We start from the raw sequence: 19,353 nt of genomic DNA on the forward strand, positions 1-19,353 counted from the left end.
GGCCTCGCGACCTGTTTCGGTGCTCCCTGCCGTTCACCCAGGTGACTTCGTCCCGTCAGGCAGGACAAAGTCACCTAGGTGACGTCGGGCCCCGCTGGGGGAGCGTCAGAAGGCGCGCGTGATCATCGCGCGCTTGACCTCCTGGATCGCCTTCGTCACCTCGATGCCACGCGGGCACGCCTCGGTGCAGTTGAAGGTCGTGCGGCAGCGCCACACGCCCTCCTTGTCGTTGAGGATCTCGAGGCGCTGGGTGGCACCCTCGTCGCGGCTGTCGAAGATGAACCGGTGCGCGTTGACGATCGCGGCGGGGCCGAAGTACTGCCCGTCGGTCCAGAACACGGGGCACGACGAGGTGCACGCGGCGCAGAGGATGCACTTGGTGGTGTCGTCGAACCGCGCGCGCTGCTCGGCGCTCTGCAGGCGCTCCTTCGTCGGCTCGTTCCCGGTGGTGATGAGGAACGGCATGATCTCGCGGTAGGAGGCGAAGAACGGCTCCATGTCGACGACGAGGTCCTTGATCACCGGCAGGCCCTTGATGGGCTCGACGACGATCGGCTTCTTGAGGTCGAGGTCCTTGAGCAGCGTCTTGCAGGCGAGCCGGTTGCGGCCGTTGATCCGCATGGCGTCCGAGCCGCACACGCCGTGGGCGCAGGAGCGGCGGAACGTCAGCGAGCCGTCCTCCTCCCACTTCACCTTGTGCAGCGCGTCGAGCACGCGGTCGGTGCCGTGCGCGCGCACGGTGAACTCGTCCCAGTACGGCTCGGCGGCCGCGCCGTCCTCGCCGGGGAGGTAGCGGCGGACCTTGAGGGTCACGTCGAAGGACGGGATCGCGCCGACCTCGGGTGCGGGAGCGTCAAGGGTCGCAGTCATCAGTACTTACGCTCCATCGGCTGGTAGCGGGTCATCGTCACGGGCTTGGAGCCCAGGACGAGCTGGTAGTCCTCGAACAGCGTGGTGTGGGCGAACGAGCCCTTGTGGTCGCCGTCGCCCTCCGAGCCCCAGAGGCGGTGGCCCTTGACGGGCAGCGGGCGCCGGTAGGCCATGGTGTGGCGCATGTAGTTCTTGTCGTCGCGGTCGGGGAAGTCCTCGCGGAAGTGACCGCCGCGCGACTCGTCGCGGTTCAGGGCGCCGACGACGACCGTCTCCGCGATGTCGAGCAGGAAGCCCAGCTCGACGGCCTCCAGCAGGTCGGTGTTGAACATCGTGCTCTTGTCCTGCACCGACACCCGGCGGAACCGCTTCTGCAGCGCCCTGATGTCGTCGAGCGCCTGCGTGAGGGACTCGGCGGTGCGGAACACCTGCGCGTTGAGGTCCATCGACTCCTGCAGCGCCTTGCGGATGTCCGCGACGCGCTCGCCGTCAGGCCGCGTGCGGATCTCCTCGAGCCCCGCGACGACGGTGGCCGCCGGGTCCTCGGGCAGCTCCACGAACGACGCCGTCAGCGCGTACGCGGCGGCCGAGATGCCGGCGCGCTTGCCGAAGACGTTGATGTCGAGCAGCGAGTTGGTGCCCAGGCGGTTGGAGCCGTGCACGCTGACGCAGGCCACCTCGCCGGCGGCGTAGAGGCCGCGGATGACGTCGGTCTGGTTGCGCAGGACCTCGGCCTCGATGTTGGTGGGGATGCCCCCCATCGCGTAGTGGGCCGTCGGGTACACGGGCACCGGCTCGGTGTAGGGCTCGATGCCGAGGTAGGTGCGCGCGAACTCGGTGATGTCCGGCAGCTTCGCGTCGATGTGCGCCGGCTCGAGGTGCGTGAGGTCGAGCAGCACGTAGTCCTTGTTGGGGCCGGCGCCGCGGCCCTCGCGCACCTCGTTGGCCATGGACCGGGCGACGATGTCGCGGGGCGCCAGGTCCTTGATGGTCGGGGCGTAGCGCTCCATGAAGCGCTCGCCCTCGGAGTTGCGCAGGATGCCGCCCTCGCCGCGCGCGGCCTCCGACAGCAGGATGCCGAGGCCCGCCAGGCCGGTCGGGTGGAACTGGAAGAACTCCATGTCCTCCAGCGGGATGCCGCGGCGGTACGCCAGCGCCATGCCGTCGCCCGTGAGCGTGTGCGCGTTGGAGGTCGTCTTGTAGATCTTCCCCGCGCCGCCCGTGGCCAGCACGACGGACTTGGCCTGGAAGACGTGGATCTCGCCCGTGGCCAGCTCGTACGCGACGACGCCGGAGACGTTGACCTCCTCTCCGTCGGGCACGTGGCCGGCGGCGAGGTCGTGGTCGACCAGCAGGTCGAGCACGTAGAACTCGTTGTAGAACTCGACGTCGTTCTTCACGCACTGCTGGTAGAGCGTCTGCAGGATCATGTGGCCGGTGCGGTCCGCGGCGTAGCAGGAGCGGCGCACGGCGGCCTCGCCGTGGTTGCGGGTGTGCCCGCCGAACCGGCGCTGGTCGATCTTGCCCTCGGGCGTGCGGTTGAACGGCAGGCCCATCTTCTCCAGGTCCAGCACCGCGTCGATGGCCTCCTTGGCCATGACCTCGGCGGCGTCCTGGTCGACCAGGTAGTCACCGCCCTTGACGGTGTCGAACGTGTGCCACTCCCAGTTGTCCTCCTCGACGTTGGCGAGCGCGGCGCACATGCCGCCCTGCGCCGCGCCCGTGTGGGAGCGCGTCGGGTAGAGCTTGGAGATGACGGCCGTGCGCACGCGCGTCGAGGACTCGAGGGCCGCGCGCATGCCGGCGCCGCCCGCGCCGACGATCACGACGTCGTACTGGTGGGTCTGCATCGGGGTCGATGCCTTCCTGTCTTTGGGGAGCTCTAGGACGCCGTGCAGAACGAGGGCAACAAGTCCGCCGGGGAGGCCGACGGGCACGGGTCGAACGTGAAGATGACGAGCGTGCCGAGCACGACGACGACGGCGAACGCGAGGTACAGCAGGCCCTTGAGGACGAGGCGCAGACCGTCGCGCTCGGCGTAGTCGTTGATGATCGTGCGCACGCCGTTGGTGCCGTGGATCATCGCGAGCCAGAGCATCAGCAGGTCCCAGACCTGCCAGAACGGCGACGCCCACTTGCCCGCGACGAAGCCGAAGTCGATCGCCTTGACGCCCTCGCCGGCGACGAGGTTGACGAACAGGTGCCCGAAGATCAGCACCAGCAGCAGCACGCCGGACGCGCGCATGAACACCCAGCCGTACAGCTCGGTGTTGCCGCGGGTGGTCAGGCGCGCGGGGCGCGGCTTCGGGGGACGGGGAGCCTTCGGGTCGGCGATCGTGGTCATCACTCGCCCCCGAACACGTGCATGAGGTGGCGCGGCAGGAAGCCGGCCATCGTCACGACGAACAGGCCCAGGACCACCCAGAGCATGACGCGCTGGTACTTGGGGCCCTTGGCCCAGAAGTCGACCAGGATGATCCGGATGCCGTTGAACGCGTGGAACACGATGGCGGCGACGAGGCCGGCCTCGCCGAGTCCCATGACCGGGTTCTTGTACGTGCCGATGACGTCGTTGTACGCCTCGGGCGAGATGCGCACGAGCGACGTGTCGAGCACGTGGACGAGCAGGAAGAAGAAGATCGCGACGCCGGTCACGCGATGCGCGACCCACGACCACATACCTTCTCGCCCGCGGTAGAGCGTTCCGGCGGGCACCTTGCGTTCGGACGGCGCTCCGCGTTCGGAGGTCGCTGCAGGCACTGGAGGGCCTCCTGGCGAAGAAGAGGTTCGGACGACGGCGTCCTTGTCGCGTCAACTGTAGTGAACCGATCAGTAACCAACCGCTCGGCAAGGGCCCTCGGGCCCCCGCTGTGAGGTATTGCACAGCCGGGACACGGGTTCCGGGCTCGGTACCCTGGCCCGCATGTCCACCACGATTCCCGGGTTCCACGCCGTCGTCCCCGCAGGCGGAGCGGGCACGCGCCTGTGGCCGTTGTCGCGCGCCGGGCACCCCAAGTTCCTGCTCGACCTGACCGGTTCGGGCCGCACGCTCCTGCAGGCGACCGTCGACCGGCTGCTCCCGCTGACCGGCCCGGGCGGGGTGCTCGTGGTCACCGGCACCCGGCACGCGGCGGCGGTCGCGGACCAGCTCCCCGAGCTGGGCGAGGGCGACGTGCTGGCCGAGCCGTCCGCGCGCGACTCCATGGCGGCGATCGGGCTGGCGGCCGCTGTCCTGCTCGAGCGCCACGGCGAGGACGTGGTGCTCGGGTCGTTCGCGGCCGACCACGTCATCGACGGCACCGCGGCGTTCGAGCAGGCGGTCCGCGAGGGGGTCGTCGCCGCCCGCGCCGGCTACGTCGTGACGCTCGGGATCGCCGCGACCGGCCCGTCGACGGCCTTCGGCTATGTCCGGGCCGGCGCGCTGCTGGGTCTCGACGACGCCCCCACGGTCGCGCACGTCGCCGGCTTCACCGAGAAGCCCGACGCCGAGACGGCGGCCGCGTACCTGGCGACCGGCGAGTACCGGTGGAACGCCGGGATGTTCCTGGTGCGGGCGCGCGTCCTCCTGGACCACCTGGCGACGCAGCTGCCGGCGCTCGCCGCCGGGCTGCGGGAGATCGCCGCCGCCTGGGACACGCCCGCGCGCGCGGAGGTGCTCGACCGGGTGTGGCCCGGCCTGACCAAGATCGCGATCGACCACGCGATCGCCGAGCCCGTCGCGGCCGCCGGTGGCGTCGCCGTCGTGCCGGGCGACTTCCGGTGGGACGACGTCGGTGACTTCGACTCGCTCGCCGAGCTGCTGCCCGGCGGCACGCTCGGCGACGAGTCGGCGGTGCTGCGTCTCGACGCCCCGGGAGCGTTCGTCGTCGCCGGCACCGGCCGCACGGTGACCGTGCTCGGGCTGCCCGGCGCTGTCGTCGTGGACACGCCGGACGCGGTGCTGGTGACCACGCGCGCCCACGCCCAGGCGGTGAAGTCGGCCGTCGACGGGTGGCGGGCCGTCGAGCGCGAGGACCTGCTCTGACGCGGACACCACCCGCTCGCCCTCGTCGGCGCGGTTAAGGTCGAAGGCGTGTCGTCCGCCTCCCTCCTGCCCGTCGTCGCCCCGCTGACCACCCTCCGGCCCGACCCCGTGGAGCCCGTGTCGGCGCGTCTCGCCGCCCTGGTGGCGGACCTGCGCGACGAGCTGGTCGCGGTGCGGCGCGACATCCACGCCCACCCCGAGCTCGGGCGCACGGAGATCCGGACCACCAAGCTCGTCGCCGAGCGGCTGCGGGCGGCCGGCCTCGAGCCGCACCTGCTGCCGGGCAGCGGCCTCGTCTGCGACCTCGGGCCCAGCCCGACGGCGTCCGGCCGCAAGCGGGTGGCCCTGCGGGCGGACCTCGACGCGCTGCCGGTGCAGGACACGAGCGGGGTGCCGTGGGCCTCGACGGTCCGGGGCGTCGCGCACGCGTGCGGGCACGACGTGCACACCGCGGCCGTGCTCGGCGCGGGGCTCGCCCTCGCGCAGGTGGCCGACGAGCTCACCACCGGGGTCCGGCTGATCTTCCAGCCCGCCGAGGAGGTGCAGCCCGGCGGAGCGCTCGACGTGCTCGCCGCGGGCGGCCTGGACGGCGTCGGCCAGGTCTACGCGTTCCACTGCGACCCGAAGGTCGACGTGGGCCAGGTGGGCACCCGCATCGGGCCCATCACGTCCGCCAGCGACGAGGTCACCGTCACGGTCTCGGGCCCGGGCGGGCACACCTCGCGGCCGCACCTCACCGGCGACGTGGTGTTCGCGCTCGGCCAGATCATCACGCAGGTGCCGACCATCCTCGGCCGCCGGCTGGACCCACGCTCCGGCGTCAATCTCACGTGGGGTGCCGTGCAGGCCGGGTCCGCGCACAACGCGATCCCGCCGACCGGCGTCGTCAAGGGCACGCTGCGGTGCCTCGACGTCCGCGCCTGGGAGAAGGCGTCGGAGGTCTTCCACGCCGCGGTGGAGCAGGTGGTCGCGCCGCTCGGGGTGACGGTGGACGTGCGTCACCACCGCGGCGTCCCGCCGGTCGAGAACGGCGAGCACGCGACCGGCGTGCTCGAGGCGGCCGCGCGCGACGTCCTGGGGCCCGGCTCGGTGCTCCTCACGGAGCAGTCGCTCGGCGGGGAGGACTTCGCGTGGTACCTCACCAAGGTTCCCGGCGCGATGGCCAGGCTCGGCACGCGCACGCCGGGCGGGCGCACGTACGACATCCACCAGGGCGACCTGCGGGTCGACGAGCGCGCGGTCGAGGTCGGCGCGCTGTTCCTGGCGCGGGCAGCTCTTCTCGCGGGTTGAGACGCCACGTCCGTCACCTGGGCCGACATACCAAGTCGATAACGGAACCTGCACGTATACCCACCGGTAACCTGCCCGACACGTTGCGCTCGTTAAGGTCCGACACATCAATGCCGGGCAGCCCCAGACCTTGTGGTGGTACACCGTCGTGCCATCCGCACGGTCGGCCCAGCCGGACCGGCTGCTGACGAGATTCAGGAGAGTCGCGTGAAGAAGATCATTCGAGTGGCCGCGCTCGGCGGGGCGGTCGCCCTCGCGCTTGCGGCGTGTGGCAGTGCCCCCGAGGACGAGGCCACCCCCGGTGCCAGCGGCAGCGCGAGCTCCGTCGACTTCAAGGCCTGCATGGTCTCGGACGCCGGTGGCTTCGACGACAAGTCGTTCAACCAGGCCGGCTTCGAGGGCCTGATGAAGGCCAAGGACGAGCTCGGCATCACGGAGGCGCACGTCGAGTCCAGCGCCGACACCGACTACACGCCGAACATCGACAGCCTCGTCGCCGAGAACTGCAACCTGATCATCGGCGTCGGCTTCCTGCTCGAGGACCCGATCCAGACGGCCGCCGAGGCGAACCCGGACATCAAGTTCGCGCTCGTCGACAGCGCCTTCTCGGACGCTGACTTCAACCCGGTCACCATCGACAACGCCAAGCCGATCCTCTTCGACACGGCGCAGTCGGCCTACCTCGCGGGCTACGTCGCCGCGGCGCAGTCGACCACCGGCAAGGTGGCGACGTTCGGTGGCATCCAGATCCCGTCCGTCACGATCTTCATGGACGGCTTCGCGGACGGCGTCGCCAAGTACAACGAGGACAGCGGCAAGTCCGTCCAGCTGCTCGGCTGGGACAAGGCCGCGCAGACCGGCGTCTTCGCCGGCAACTTCGACAGCCAGGACGACGGCAAGAACATCGGCCAGTCCTTCATCGACCAGGGCGCGGACATCATCATGCCCGTCGCCGGTCCGGTCGGTCTGGGCACGGCGTCCGTCGCGCAGGCGGCCGGCAACGTCGCGATCGTCGGCGTCGACGCCGACTGGTTCGAGACGACGGAGTACGGCCCCATCGTGCTCACCTCGGTCATGAAGGAGATCGGCCCGGCCGTCTTCGACACGATCAGCGAGGCCGTGGACGGCAAGTTCAGCTCCGACCCGTACGTCGGCACGCTGGAGAACGAGGGCCTCGGCCTGGCGCCGTTCCACGACTTCGACTCGAAGGTCTCGGACGACGTCAAGGCGAAGGTCGAGGAGCTCAAGAAGGGCATCATCTCGGGCGACATCGTCGTGGAGTCGGACGCCTCGCCGAAGTGATCTGATGCACGACGCAAGGACGACGGCCCGGGCCACGTGCCCGGGCCGTCGGCCTGTTCGGCGCGGACGTGCCGGACAGATGGATAGTGTCTGAGAACGCGCGACGTCGAAGGAGCCCACCGGTGAAGCTGGAGCTGCAGGGCATCACCAAGACCTTCGGGTCCTTGGTCGCCAACGACCACATCGACCTCGTGGTGGAGCCCGGTGAGATCCACGCGCTGCTCGGGGAGAACGGTGCCGGCAAGAGCACGCTGATGAACGTGCTCTACGGGCTGTACGACCCGGACGACGGTCGGATCCTGGTCGACGACGTCCCCGTCGCCTTCGCCGGCCCGGGCGACGCCATGGGCGCCGGCATCGGCATGGTCCACCAGCACTTCATGCTGGTCCCCGTCTTCACCGTCGCGGAGAACGTCGTGCTCGGCCACGAGCCCGTGCGCGGCGGCGGCCTGATCGACCTGCCGGAGGCGCGCCGCCGGGTCAAGGAGATCTCCGACCGGTTCGGCTTCCACGTCGACCCCGATGCCTACATCGAGGACCTGCCGGTCGGCGTCCAGCAGCGCGTCGAGATCATCAAGGCGCTCTCCCGCCAGGCGAAGGTGCTCATCCTCGACGAGCCGACGGCCGTGCTCACGCCGCAGGAGACCGACGAGCTGATCGCGATCATGCGCCAGCTCAAGGAGTCGGGCACCTCGATCGTCTTCATCACCCACAAGCTGCGCGAGGTCCGCGCGGTCGCGGACCGCATCACGGTCATCCGCCGCGGCAAGGTCGTCGGGACCGCCGAGCCCTCCAGCTCGGAGACCGAGCTGGCGTCGCTCATGGTCGGCCGCTCGGTCGAGCTGGGCGTGGCGCGCGCGACGGCCGTGCCGGGCGAGGCGACCGTGCAGGTCCGCAACCTCACGGTCATCGACGAGGCCGGCGTGCGGCAGATCGACGACGTGTCGTTCGACGTCGCGCGCGGCGAGATCGTCGCGATCGCGGGCGTGCAGGGCAACGGCCAGACCGAGCTCACCGAGGTCATGCTCGGGCTGCAGCAGCCGGTGGCCGGCTCGGTGCAGCTGGACGGCGTCGAGCTGGTCGGACGCTCGGTCCGCGACGTCCTCGACGCGGGCCTCGGGTTCGTCCCGGAGGACCGCTCGACCGACGGCGTCATCGCCGACTTCTCCATCGCCGAGAACCTGATCCTCGACCTGCACCGCCACGAGCCGTTCTCGCGGGGCGTCGCGCTCAAGCCGTCGGCCGTCCGCGAGAACGCCGAGCGCCGGATCGCGGAGTTCGACGTGCGCACCGGCTCGATCGACGCGCACGCGAGCACCCTGTCCGGCGGCAACCAGCAGAAGGTCGTCCTCGCGCGCGAGATGTCGCGCCCGCTGCGCCTGCTGATCGCCTCGCAGCCCACGCGCGGGCTCGACGTCGGCTCGATCGAGTTCGTGCACTCGCGGATCGTCCAGGAGCGCGACAGCGGCACCCCGGTGATCATCGTGTCGACCGAGCTCGACGAGGTGCTGGCGCTGGCCGACCGCATCCTCGTGATGTACCGCGGCCGCATCGTCGGCGACGTGCCGGGCGGGACCGACCGCGACGTCCTCGGCCTGATGATGGCGGGCGTCCCGCTGGACGACGCCGTGCGACAGGCCGCGGAGCACCACACGACCCTCGGCGAGCTGGACCTCGAGGTCGACGTCCACGACGCACCTACGTCCACCGCGACGTTCCCCCAGGAGGAGCTGTGACCAGCCAGACGCCGGACCGGCTGCCCGACGCGCAGGTGCCGCCCCCGGGCCAGACGGGCGTCGTCGAGCCCGAGGCCACCGAGGAGCCCGACGGCGGCCGTCGGATCCTGCACGAGATGCTCTCCAGCAGCTGGCTCGTCTCCGTGCTCGCCGTGGTCCTCGCGCTCATCCTCGGCGGCCTCCTGATCGCGGCCGCGGACCCCGCCGTGCAGCAGGCGGCCACCTACTTCTTCGCCAAGCCGGGCGACCTGATCTCCGCCGCGTGGACGGCCGTGTCGCAGGCGTACGCGGCCCTGTTCGCGGGGGCGATCTACGACCCGCGCGCCGCGACGTTCGCGCGAGCGATCCGGCCGCTGACCGAGACGCTCACGGTCGCGACCCCGCTCATCCTGGCGGGCCTCGGGCTGGGCATCGGCTTCCGGGCCGGCCTGTTCAACATCGGTGCGCAGGGCCAGATCATCCTCGGTGGCATCTTCGCCGGGTTCATCGGGTTCACGTTCGACCTGCCTCCGGTGCTGCACCTGCTGCTCTGCGTGATCGGCGCGGCCCTCGGCGGTGCCCTGTGGGCGGGCATCGCGGGTGTGCTCAAGGCGCGCACCGGGGCGCACGAGGTGATCGTCACGATCATGCTCAACAACATCGCCGTCTACCTGGTGGCGTACCTGCTCAGCCTCGACGCGTTCCAGCGCCCGGGCAGCAACAACCCGGTCAGCCCGCCCATCCCCGACAGCGCCGCGTACCCGCTGCTGATGGGCAGCGGGTACCGCCTGCACGCGGGCTTCCTCGTCGCCATCGCGGCCGCCGTGTTCACGTGGTGGCTGATGGAGCGCTCGACCATCGGCTTCCGCTGGCGCGCGGTCGGGTCCAACCCCCACGCCGCGCGGACCGCCGGCATCTCGGTCAACTCGACGTACATCTGGGTCATGCTCACGGCCGGTGCCTTCGCGGGTCTGGCCGGCTCGGCACAGGTGCTCGGCACGGAGCGGGTGCTCACGGCCGGCGTCGCGGCGAGCTACGGGTTCGACGCCATCACCGTCGCGCTGCTCGGCCGGTCCAAGCCGCTGGGCACCGTGTTCGCCGGCATCCTGTTCGGCGCCCTGCGCGCCGGCGGCGTCGTCATGCAGGCGCGCACCGGCACCCCGATCGACATCGTGCTCGTCGTGCAGTCGCTCATCGTGCTGTTCATCGCGGCCCCGCCGCTGGTGCGGGCGGTGTTCCGGCTCCCGTCCCCGGACACGCCCCGCGCACCGAAGCCCGTCGTCCCCGTCGCCGCGAAGGAGGTCAGCGCGTGAGCGCCCCCACGATCGACTCCCCGGCCCCGGCCCCGGCGAGGTCCGCGGCCCAGCCCGTCCTGCCCCCGATCAAGTGGCACGCGCCGATCGCCTACGGGGCCGTCGCCCTGATCGGCCTCGTCGTGTTCGGCCTGCTGGGCCAGAGCGGTGACGTCAGCACGTTCTCGGTCTCGACGTCGAAGGACTTCGTGAAGTTCGACCCGTTCTCGGTGCCGTCGAAGGCGACCGCGATCGTCCTGTGCGTCGCGGCCCTCGTGCTCGCGGGCATCTCGTTCAACGCCACCCGGCAGCGCCGGAAGGTCGGGCCGTGGCTGCCCATCGTGTACGGCGTGCTCATGGTGTTCGCGTTCCTGGTGTGGGCCGTCGCCGGCAAGACCAGCGGGCTGCCCCTGACGGGCCTGCTGCAGGGCTCCCTGTTCCTCGCGATCCCGCTCGTCTTCGGCGCCCTCGCCGGCCTGCTGTGCGAGCGGTCCGGCATCATCAACATCGCCATCGAGGGCCAGCTGCTGGGCGGCGCGTTCCTCGCGGCCGTCGTCGCGACCCTGACCGGCAGCGCCTACGCCGGGCTCATCGCCGCGCCGATCGCCGGCGCGCTCGTCGGCCTGCTGCTGGTGCTGTTCGCCATCAAGTACGTGGTCAACCAGATCATCGTCGGCGTGGTGCTCAACGTGCTCGTGATCGGCGTGACCAGCTACCTGTTCTCCACCGTGCTCAAGCAGAACCCGGACACCTGGAACAACCCGCCCGGGCTGCCCGTGATCAGCATTCCGGTGCTCTCGCAGATCCCGATCATCGGGCCGGTGCTGTTCCGCCAGACGGTGCTCGTCTACATCATGTACGTCGTCGTCATCCTGCTGCAGATCATGGTGTTCCGGTCCCGCTGGGGCCTGCGGCTGCGGTCAGTGGGCGAGCACCCGAAGGCCGCCGACACCGTGGGCATCAAGGTCAACCGGACCCGGCTGCGCGCGACGGTGCTCGGCGGCGCGGTCGCCGGCCTGGGTGGCGCGTTCTTCACCGTCGCGGCCGGCCTCGCGTTCGGCAAGGAGATGACCAACGGCAAGGGGTACATCGCGCTCGCCGCCATGATCCTGGGCCGCTGGAGCCCGAAGGGGGCCCTGGCTGCGGCGCTGCTGTTCGGCTTCGCCAACAACCTGCAGCTGCAGCTGAGCATCATCCAGACGCCGATCCCCAGCCAGATCATGCTGATGACGCCCTACATCGTGACGATCTTCGCCGTCGCGGGGCTGGTCGGCCGGGTGCGGCCGCCGGCGGCCGAGGGCATCCCCTACTCGAAGTGAGCGATCGCGTGTCGAACGATATCGATTGGGACGCCCTGCGTGCCGCGGCCACCGAGGTCATGCACAGGGCGTACGCGCCCTACTCCGACTTCCCGGTCGGCGCCGCCGCGCTGACCGACGACGGGCGGGTGGTCGTCGGCTGCAACGTCGAGAACGCGTCGTACGGCGTGACGCTGTGCGCCGAGTGCGCGCTGGTCTCGGGGCTGCACGTCTCGGGCGGCGGCCGGCTGGTCGCGTTCACCTGCGTGGACAAGCACGGCAACGTGCTCATGCCGTGCGGGCGCTGCCGGCAGCTGCTCTGGGAGCACGGGGGAGCCCGGCTGCTCGTCGAGACGACGCACGGCGTCAAGCCCATGACCGAGGTGCTGCCCGACGCGTTCGGACCGTCCGACCTGGAGGAGCGCGCGTGAGCACCGAGGCCTTCGACGCCGTCGACGTCATCGTCACCAAGCGCGACGGGCACCGGCTGTCCGACGCGCAGATCGACTGGGTCATCGACGCGTACACGCGCGGGGTCGTGGCCGAGGAGCAGATGTCGGCGCTCAACATGGCGATCCTGCTCAACGGCATGGACCGCGCGGAGATCGCCCGGTGGACCGCCGCGATGATCGCCAGCGGCGAGCGGATGGACTTCTCCGGCCTCTCCCGGCCGACCGCCGACAAGCACTCGACCGGCGGCGTGGGCGACAAGATCACGCTGCCCCTCGCCCCGCTGGTCGCCGTGTTCGGCGTCGCGGTGCCGCAGCTGTCCGGGCGCGGCCTGGGCCACACGGGCGGCACCCTGGACAAGCTCGAGTCGATCCCCGGCTGGCGGGCCGCGCTGAGCAACGACGAGATGATGGCCCAGCTCGACGACGTCGGCGCGGTCATCTGCCAGGCGGGCTCGGGGCTGGCCCCCGCCGACCGCAAGCTCTACGCCCTGCGCGACGTCACCGGCACCGTCGAGGCCATCCCGCTGATCGCCAGCTCGATCATGAGCAAGAAGATCGCCGAGGGCACGGGCGCGCTGGTGCTCGACGTCAAGGTGGGGTCCGGCGCGTTCATGAAGGACGTGGACCGCGCGCGTGAGCTGGCTCGCACGATGGTCGCGCTGGGCACCGACGCGGGCGTGCGGACGGTCGCGCTGCTCACGGACATGTCCACGCCGCTCGGTCTCACCGCGGGCAATGCGCTGGAGGTCCGCGAGTCGGTCGAGGTGCTCGCCGGCGGCGGACCGGCCGACGTCGTGGAGCTCACGGTGGCGCTGGCGCGCGAGATGCTGGCGGCGGCCGGTCGGCCGGCCGACGACGTCGAGGCGGCCCTGCGGGACGGGCGGGCCATGGACGCGTGGAAGCGGATGATCGCTGCCCAGGGCGGGGACCCCGACGCGACGCTGCCGGTCGCCCGCGAGACGGAGCAGGTCCTCGCCGACGCCGACGGCGTGCTCACCGAGCTGGACGCGTACGCGGTCGGCATCGCCGCGTGGCGGCTCGGGGCCGGCCGTGCACGCAAGGAGGACCCGGTGCAGGCCGGCGCCGGCGTCGAGCTGCACGCGAAGCCCGGCGACACGGTGCGTGCCGGTCAGCCGCTCATGACGCTGCACACCGACACGCCGGAGCGGTTCGGTCGCGCGCGCGAGGCGCTCGACGGCGCGGTCGTCGTCGCGCCCGCCGGCACGGCCGTGCCGCACCGCCCCCTGGTGATCGACCGCATCGACGCCTGACCCCTCGCGGCCGCGCGTCGGCGGGGGCACGATGGAGCGATGAGCACCGTGCCCGGTAACGACGCGTGGCGGGACTCCGGGCTGGCTCCGGTCGACCCGCACCAGCCTCGGCGGCTCGGCGACGCCGACGACTCCGGCGTGGACCCCGAGGAGTACGAACCGGACTTCCCGCGCGCTGACCAGGACGGCCGCGCGGACGAGGCCGACGTGGTCGAGCAGGACTCCGAGGTGCCGGAGGAGGACGACGGGGCAGACGGCTGACGCGGGCCCCGGGCGGTTCGTCCCGCTACGGTGAGCGCATGACGTCCCTCCCCGACACGCCCGTGACCCCCGACGCGCCCGAGGTCACCGACGCGGTCGCGTCGCTCGTCGCCCTGATCCCCGGTCTGCCCAAGGTCGTCCTGCACGACCACCTCGACGGTGGCCTGCGCCCGGCGACGATCATCGAGCTGGCCGCCGAGATCGGCTACGAGCTGCCGTCCACGGACGCCGACGAGCTGGGTCGCTGGTTCGTCGAGGCCGCGAGCTCCGGGACGCTGGTGCGCTACCTGGAGACCTTCGACCACACGGTCGCCGTCATGCAGACGGAGGACGGCCTGCGGCGGGTGGCGCGCGAGTCGGTGCTCGACCTCGCGGCCGACGGCGTCGTCTACGCCGAGCAGCGCTACGCGCCCGAGCAGCACCTCAGCAAGGGGCTGAGCCTGCAGCAGGTGGTCGACGCCGTGCAGGCCGGCTTCGCGGAGGGCATCGCCGAGGCCGCGGCCCAGGGCCGGAGCATCCGGATCGGCACCCTCATCACGGCGATGCGGCACGCCGACCGTGGCGACGAGATCGCCGCCCTGGCCCTCGAGAACCGGGACAACGGGGTGGTCGGCTTCGACATCGCCGGCGCGGAGATCGGGTTCCCGCCGTCGCGTCAGGCCACCGCGTTCGCCACGCTGGAGACCGCCGACTTCCCGGCCACCGTGCACGCCGGCGAGGCGGCCGGCCTGGAGTCGATCGCCGAGGCCCTGCACGTGGCCCACGCGAGCCGCATCGGGCACGGTGTCCGCCTCATCGACGACGTGACGGCCGACGAGCTGGGCGACAAGCTCGGCCGGCTCGCCCACTGGGTCCGCGACCGCCGCATCCCGCTCGAGCTCTGCCCGTCCTCCAACGTGCAGACCGGCGCCGCCGAGTCGGTCGCCGCGCACCCGATCACCAAGCTCAAGGAGCTCGGCTTCGCGGTGACGGTGAACACCGACAACCGGCTGCAGTCCGGCACGTCGCTGACCCGCGAGCTGACGCTGCTGGTCCAGGAGGCCGGCTGGACGCTCGACGACCTGCGCGACGTCGCCGTGACCGCCGCCCAGCACACGTTCCTGCACCACGACGAGCGGCTGGCGCTCATCGAGCAGGTGCTGCTGCCCGCCTATGCGAGCGCGCGGGGCAGCCGGCACCGCGCCTGAGCCGCTAGATCAGGCCCTTCGTGTGCCACACCGTCTTCGTCTCGGAGAAGGCGATGATCCGGTCCAGCGACGGCGCCGCGGCGTCCGGCCCGTTCTCCGGCGGGAGCACGCGCTTGAGCGTGTCCGCGGCCGCGATCTGCAGGTCGATCCACTCGAGGTCGCCGGCGCCCACCAGGTCGAGCGCGTTGACGTCGGCGTGGCTGGCCAGCCACGGCGCGATCTCCGCGGCCGAGCCGGTGAGCACGTTGACGACGCCCTTGGGCACGTCGCTCGTCGCCAGCACCTCGGCCAGGCTGATCGCCGACAGCGGCAGGCGCTCGCTGGCCACGACGACGACCGTGTTGCCGCCGACGAGCGCCGGGGCGACCGCTGACACCAGGCCGAGCAGCGACGAGTCCTGCGGGGCGACGATCGCCACGACGCCCGTGGGCTCCGGCACCGAGATGTTGAAGTACGGACCCGCCACGGGGTTGGCGTTGCCGGCCACCTGCGCGTACTTGTCGCACCAGCCCGCGTACCAGACCCAGCGGTCGATGGCCGCGTCGACCTGCGCGGTGGCGGCGGACGTGGACACGCCCTCGGCGTCGACGATCTCGGCGACGAACTGCGCCCGGCGCCCCTCGAGGATCTCCGCGACCCGGTAGAGCACCTGGCCGCGGTTGTACGCGGTGGCGCCGGACCAGCCGCCGACGGCAGCGCGCGCGGCGACGACCGCGTCGCGCGCGTCCTTGCGGGACGCCTTCGCGGCGTTGGCCAGGAAGGCGCCCTTGGCGCCGACGATCTCGTACGTGCGGCCCGACTCGCTGCGGGGGAAGGCCCCGCCGATGTAGAGCTTGTACGTCTTGGGCACGGCCAGGCGGCTCACTTGGCGGCTCCGTTCTTGAGGTACGCGGCGATGCCGTGCCGGCCGCCCTCGCGGCCGTACCCGGACTCCTTGTAGCCGCCGAAGGGGCTGGACGGGTCGAACCGGTTGAACGTGTTGGCCCACACCACGCCGGCCCGGAGCTTGTCCGCGACCGCGAGGATGCGGCTGCCCTTGTCGGTCCAGATGCCGGCGGACAGGCCGTACGGCGTGTTGTTGGCCTTGGCGATCGCCTCGGCCGGCGTGCGGAACGTGAGCACGCTCAGCACGGGCCCGAAGATCTCCTCGCGGGCGATCCGGTGGCTGGTGGACACGTTGGTGAAGATGGTCGGCGCGTACCAGAACCCGTTCTCCGGGATGGTGCACGCCGCGGTCCAGCGGTCGGCGCCCTCGGCCTCGCCGATGTCGCTGAGCTCCCGGATCCGCTGCAGCTGCTCGGCGCTGTTGATGGCGCCGATGTCGGTGTTCTTGTCGAGCGGGTCGCCCAGGCGCAGGGTCGACAGCCGGTTCTTGAGCCGGTCGACCACCTCGTCGTGGATCGACTCCTGCACCAGCAGGCGGCTGCCGGCGCAGCAGACGTGCCCCTGGTTGAAGAAGATCCCGTTGACGATGCCCTCGATGGCCTGGTCGATGGGGGCGTCGTCGAACACGATGTTCGCCGCCTTGCCGCCCAGCTCGAGGGTGAGCTTCTTGCGCGTCCCGGCCACCTGCTTGGCGATCGCCCGGCCCACGGACGTCGACCCGGTGAACGCCACCTTGTCGACGTCGCCGTGGCCCACGAGCGCCGCGCCGGTCTCGCCCGCGCCGGTGACGATGTTGACGACGCCGGGCGGCAGGTCGGCCTGCTGCACGATCTCCGCGAACAGGAGGGCGGTCAGCGACGTCGTCTCGGCAGGCTTGAGCACGACCGTGTTGCCCGCAGCGAGGGCCGGCGCGATCTTCCACGCCAGCATGAGCAGCGGGAAGTTCCACGGGATGACCTGCGCGGCGACGCCGAGCGGCGCGGGGGAGGAGCCGAGGCCCACGTGGTCGAGCTTGTCCGCCCAGCCGGCGTAGTAGAAGAACCACGCGGCGACCAGCGGGACGTCGACGTCGCGGGACTCCTTGATCGGCTTGCCGTTGTCGAGGCTCTCGGCCACGGCCAGCTCGCGGGCGCGCTCCTGCAGCAGGCGGGCGATCCGGAAGAGGTACTTGCCGCGGTCGGCGCCGGACATCCGCGACCAGACCTTGTCGTAGGCGCGCCGGGCGGCCGCCACCGCGGCGTCCACGTCGGCCTCGTCGGCGGTCGCGATCGTCGCGAGGTGCTTCTCGGTGGCGGGGGAGATCGAGGAGAACGGCTGTCCGCCCCCCGACCGGAACTCGCCGCCGATGAACAGGCCGTACTCGCTGCGCAGGTTCAGGATCGCCTGCGACTCGGGCGCCGGGGCGTACTCGAGGAATGACATGGAAGGGCCCCTCAGTCGATCGTCACGTAGTCGGGACCGGAGTAGTGGCCCGTCGTCATCTTCTGGCGCTGCAGCAGCACGTCGTTGAGCAGGCTCGAGGCTCCGAACCGGAACAGGTGCGGCGTCAGCCACTCCTCGCCGACCGTCTCGGCGACCGTCACCAGGTACTTGATCGCGTCCTTCGACGCCCGGATGCCGCCGGCCGGCTTCACGCCCACCTTGTCGCCGCTGAGCCGGTACCAGTCGCGGACGACCTCGAGCATGAGAAGCGTGACCGGCAGCGTCGCGGCCGGCGCGACCTTGCCCGTCGACGTCTTGATGAAGTCGCCGCCGGCGAGGATCGCGAGCCAGGACGCCCGGCGCACGTTGTCGTAGGTGGTGAGCTCGCCGGTCTCGAGGATGACCTTGAGGTGGGCGAACGTGCCGTCGGTGCGGCGGCAGGCCTCCTTCACCGCGACGATCTCGTCGTACACCTGGCCGTACCGACCCGCGAGGAACGCGCCGCGGTCGATGACCATGTCGATCTCGTCGGCACCCGCGGCGACGGCGTCGGCCGTGTCCTCGAGCTTGATCGACCGCGAGGCGCGGCCGCTGGGGAACGCCGTCGCGACCGCAGCCACGGCGATGCCGCCCTGGTCCGGGTCGCCGTGCGAGGCGCCGAGCGCCTGCACCGCGTGCGGGACCATGTCGCCGTACACGCAGACCGCGGCGACGCGCGGGCAGGTCGGGTCCGCGGGGTCGGGGGTCACGGCCTTCGCGACGAGGGAGCGCACCTTCCCGGGCGTGTCCGCGCCCTCGAGGGTGGTGAGGTCGATGAGGCCGATGGTCCGGTCCAGCGCCCACGCCTTCGACGTGGTCTTGATGGAGCGCGTGCCCAGCCCGGCGGCCCGCTGCTCGAGCCCGACGGCGTCGACCCCCGGGATGCCGTGCAGGTAGCGCCGCAGGTTGGCGTCGTTCGCCTCGCCGCCGAGCAGCGCGAGCGCGCGGTCGGCGTGGGCGATCTGGGTGCCTGTCATGCTGTGCCTCGCTGTCCTTCGTGGTCCGCGTGCGTGTCGATGAGAGTCGTGGCGGTCTCCTCGTCGGTGACGAGGACCGTGCAGAGGCCGCTGGAGACCACGGCCCGGGCGACGGCGTGCTTGGTCGGTCCGGAGATGACGGCGATGCTCGGGCTCGCCGCGCGCAGGCGCTCGAGCGGCAGGCCGACGGTCCGCTGGTCGAGCTCGGGATCGACGATGCCACCGGCGGCGTCGATGTACCTGCCGACGACGTCGCCGACGGCCCCCCGGCGCACGAGCGCGGCCACCTCGTCGGCCGTGAGGTAGCCGCTGTCGACCAGCACCGAGGTGGCGTCCGCCGGTCCCGCGCTGAACAGGTAGGCGTCGGCGGTCGAGGCGAGACCGAGAACGGCCGCGACCGCGCGGTCCGACTCGATGGCCCGCTTGGTCTCGAGGCGCTCGAGGATGGCCGGGCTGGGCAGCAGCGCCGCCTGTCCCCGCCCCTTCTGCGCGATGGTGACGGCGGTGGTCGCCGCCGTGCCGGCCCGCCGGGTGAGGCTCACGCCGCCGTTGATCTGCACGACGTCGACGCCGTGCGCCCAGCCGTCGTCGAGGTGCATCGAGATCTCGTGCAGCGTCCGGCCCCAGCTGATGCCCAGCGTGCGGGGGACGGGCCGCAGGGTGGTGAGGTAGTCCGCGGCGGCCTGCGCGACGCGCGACTGGACGTCGTCCTGGTCGTCGACACCCGCCGTCGAGACGACGATCGCGTCGGTCAGCCCCCACGTCTCGCGCAGCCGACGCTCGATCGGCAGCCGCCGCGCGCGCGGGTGGACGATCTCGATCCGGATGAAGCCGTCGGCCTTGGCCTGCGCGAGCAGGCGTCCGACCTTCCAGCGCGTGAGCCGCAGGATCGACCCGATCTCGTCCTGCGTCTTGTCGTCCTCGTAGTACAGCTCGGCTGCGCGGATGGACAGCAGCTCGTCCGACTCGATCACCCCTCCACAGTAGGCACCCGATCCGGCATCGGCAACACTCGTAGCGATCTCTGCTCATATGAGCACGACGGAGAATCACCCGTTCGGTGGTTGT

General features: G+C 71.5%; 18 protein-coding genes. 10 read left to right on the forward strand and 8 right to left on the reverse strand.

The genetic code is table 11. The features are described from left to right. Nucleotides 1-105: 105 nt before the first annotated feature. The 4 genes from AC1DQC_RS06075 to sdhC are packed head-to-tail and all read right to left on the reverse strand — an operon-like array spanning nucleotide 106 to nucleotide 3,585. Nucleotides 106-870, reverse strand: a complete 765-nt coding sequence (locus AC1DQC_RS06075; RefSeq protein WP_477050322.1) for a succinate dehydrogenase iron-sulfur subunit — start codon at nucleotides 868-870, stop codon at nucleotides 106-108. After that, a complete protein-coding gene (gene sdhA, locus AC1DQC_RS06080) occupies nucleotides 870-2,720 on the reverse strand; it encodes a succinate dehydrogenase flavoprotein subunit (RefSeq protein WP_477050323.1) in 1,851 nt (616 codons plus the stop codon). The genes AC1DQC_RS06075 and sdhA overlap by 1 nt, the downstream gene beginning before the upstream one ends. Nucleotides 2,721-2,752: 32 nt before the next feature. Then, nucleotides 2,753-3,214 (reverse strand): succinate dehydrogenase, hydrophobic membrane anchor protein, encoded by a 462-nt coding sequence (gene sdhD, locus AC1DQC_RS06085; RefSeq protein ID WP_477050324.1) that lies wholly within the window; start codon nucleotides 3,212-3,214, stop codon nucleotides 2,753-2,755. Further along, nucleotides 3,214-3,585 (reverse strand): succinate dehydrogenase, cytochrome b556 subunit, encoded by a 372-nt coding sequence (sdhC, locus tag AC1DQC_RS06090; RefSeq protein WP_477050325.1) that lies wholly within the window; start codon nucleotides 3,583-3,585, stop codon nucleotides 3,214-3,216. Before sdhC ends, sdhD begins: the two co-directional genes overlap by 1 nt. Nucleotides 3,586-3,793: 208 nt before the next feature. Here sdhC and AC1DQC_RS06095 point away from each other — a divergent pair, with 208 nt between their 5' ends. From AC1DQC_RS06095 to AC1DQC_RS06140, 10 genes are all read left to right on the forward strand, one after another. After that, a complete protein-coding gene (locus AC1DQC_RS06095; RefSeq protein WP_477050326.1) occupies nucleotides 3,794-4,894 on the forward strand; it encodes a mannose-1-phosphate guanylyltransferase in 1,101 nt (366 codons plus the stop codon). Nucleotides 4,895-4,978: 84 nt separating this feature from the next. Next, nucleotides 4,979-6,184 (forward strand): amidohydrolase, encoded by a 1,206-nt coding sequence (locus tag AC1DQC_RS06100; protein WP_477050407.1) that lies wholly within the window; start codon nucleotides 4,979-4,981, stop codon nucleotides 6,182-6,184. 207 nt (nucleotides 6,185-6,391) lie between these two features. Beyond that, complete coding sequence (locus AC1DQC_RS06105) at nucleotides 6,392-7,486, forward strand: BMP family lipoprotein (protein WP_477050327.1); 1,095 nt, start codon at nucleotides 6,392-6,394, stop codon at nucleotides 7,484-7,486. Between the two features lie 122 nt (nucleotides 7,487-7,608). Beyond that, on the forward strand, nucleotides 7,609-9,222 hold the full coding sequence (locus AC1DQC_RS06110; RefSeq protein ID WP_477050328.1) for an ABC transporter ATP-binding protein: 1,614 nt from the start codon (nucleotides 7,609-7,611) through the stop codon (nucleotides 9,220-9,222). After that, nucleotides 9,219-10,514 carry an ABC transporter permease gene (locus AC1DQC_RS06115; RefSeq protein ID WP_477050329.1) on the forward strand — a complete coding sequence of 432 codons (1,296 nt, stop codon included), beginning with the start codon at nucleotides 9,219-9,221 and terminating at the stop codon, nucleotides 10,512-10,514. The genes AC1DQC_RS06110 and AC1DQC_RS06115 overlap by 4 nt, the downstream gene beginning before the upstream one ends. Next, on the forward strand, nucleotides 10,511-11,812 hold the full coding sequence (locus AC1DQC_RS06120) for an ABC transporter permease (RefSeq protein WP_477050330.1): 1,302 nt from the start codon (nucleotides 10,511-10,513) through the stop codon (nucleotides 11,810-11,812). Before AC1DQC_RS06115 ends, AC1DQC_RS06120 begins: the two co-directional genes overlap by 4 nt. Before the next feature lie 8 nt (nucleotides 11,813-11,820). Continuing rightward, nucleotides 11,821-12,222, forward strand: a complete 402-nt coding sequence (locus AC1DQC_RS06125) for a cytidine deaminase (protein ID WP_477050331.1) — start codon at nucleotides 11,821-11,823, stop codon at nucleotides 12,220-12,222. Then, nucleotides 12,219-13,514: a thymidine phosphorylase gene (locus AC1DQC_RS06130; RefSeq protein WP_477050332.1), complete on the forward strand. Its 1,296-nt coding sequence runs from the start codon at nucleotides 12,219-12,221 to the stop codon at nucleotides 13,512-13,514. The genes AC1DQC_RS06125 and AC1DQC_RS06130 overlap by 4 nt, the downstream gene beginning before the upstream one ends. Nucleotides 13,515-13,553: 39 nt before the next feature. Further along, nucleotides 13,554-13,775, forward strand: coding sequence for a hypothetical protein (locus tag AC1DQC_RS06135; protein WP_477050333.1), 222 nt, complete (start codon nucleotides 13,554-13,556; stop codon nucleotides 13,773-13,775). Between the two features lie 38 nt (nucleotides 13,776-13,813). Then, nucleotides 13,814-14,962, forward strand: a complete 1,149-nt coding sequence (locus tag AC1DQC_RS06140; protein WP_477050334.1) for an adenosine deaminase — start codon at nucleotides 13,814-13,816, stop codon at nucleotides 14,960-14,962. A 4-nt stretch (nucleotides 14,963-14,966) separates the two neighbouring features. On the opposite strand, the gene AC1DQC_RS06145 is transcribed toward AC1DQC_RS06140, so the two are convergent. Genes AC1DQC_RS06145 through AC1DQC_RS06160 form a run of 4 tightly spaced genes read right to left on the reverse strand, consistent with a single transcriptional unit; the run spans nucleotide 14,967 to nucleotide 19,259 of the window. Then, the gene (locus AC1DQC_RS06145) at nucleotides 14,967-15,827 is read right to left on the reverse strand and encodes an aldehyde dehydrogenase family protein (protein WP_477050335.1); all 861 of its coding nucleotides are present in this window, start codon (nucleotides 15,825-15,827) and stop codon (nucleotides 14,967-14,969) included. Beyond that, entirely contained in the window at nucleotides 15,824-17,269 is a 1,446-nt protein-coding gene (locus AC1DQC_RS06150) for an aldehyde dehydrogenase family protein (protein ID WP_477050336.1), read from the reverse strand. The genes AC1DQC_RS06145 and AC1DQC_RS06150 overlap by 4 nt, the downstream gene beginning before the upstream one ends. A gap of 11 nt (nucleotides 17,270-17,280) precedes the next feature. Further along, complete coding sequence (deoC, locus tag AC1DQC_RS06155) at nucleotides 17,281-18,285, reverse strand: deoxyribose-phosphate aldolase (RefSeq protein ID WP_477050337.1); 1,005 nt, start codon at nucleotides 18,283-18,285, stop codon at nucleotides 17,281-17,283. Beyond that, entirely contained in the window at nucleotides 18,282-19,259 is a 978-nt protein-coding gene (locus AC1DQC_RS06160) for a sugar-binding transcriptional regulator (RefSeq protein WP_477050338.1), read from the reverse strand. Before AC1DQC_RS06160 ends, deoC begins: the two co-directional genes overlap by 4 nt. Nucleotides 19,260-19,353: the final 94 nt, after the last annotated feature.

Source organism: Cellulomonas sp. P4_H12, assembly GCF_056400905.1.

Coding starts and splice junctions, on each gene's coding strand:
- AC1DQC_RS06075 (WP_477050322.1), bottom strand. CDS start 870: ATGACTGCGACCCTTGACGCTCCCGCACCCGAGGTCGGCGCGATCCCG.
- sdhA (WP_477050323.1), bottom strand. CDS start 2,720: ATGCAGACCCACCAGTACGACGTCGTGATCGTCGGCGCGGGCGGCGCC.
- sdhD (WP_477050324.1), bottom strand. CDS start 3,214: ATGACCACGATCGCCGACCCGAAGGCTCCCCGTCCCCCGAAGCCGCGC.
- AC1DQC_RS06095 (WP_477050326.1), top strand. CDS start 3,794: ATGTCCACCACGATTCCCGGGTTCCACGCCGTCGTCCCCGCAGGCGGA.
- AC1DQC_RS06135 (WP_477050333.1), top strand. CDS start 13,554: ATGAGCACCGTGCCCGGTAACGACGCGTGGCGGGACTCCGGGCTGGCT.
- AC1DQC_RS06140 (WP_477050334.1), top strand. CDS start 13,814: ATGACGTCCCTCCCCGACACGCCCGTGACCCCCGACGCGCCCGAGGTC.
- AC1DQC_RS06150 (WP_477050336.1), bottom strand. CDS start 17,269: ATGTCATTCCTCGAGTACGCCCCGGCGCCCGAGTCGCAGGCGATCCTG.
- deoC (WP_477050337.1), bottom strand. CDS start 18,285: ATGACAGGCACCCAGATCGCCCACGCCGACCGCGCGCTCGCGCTGCTC.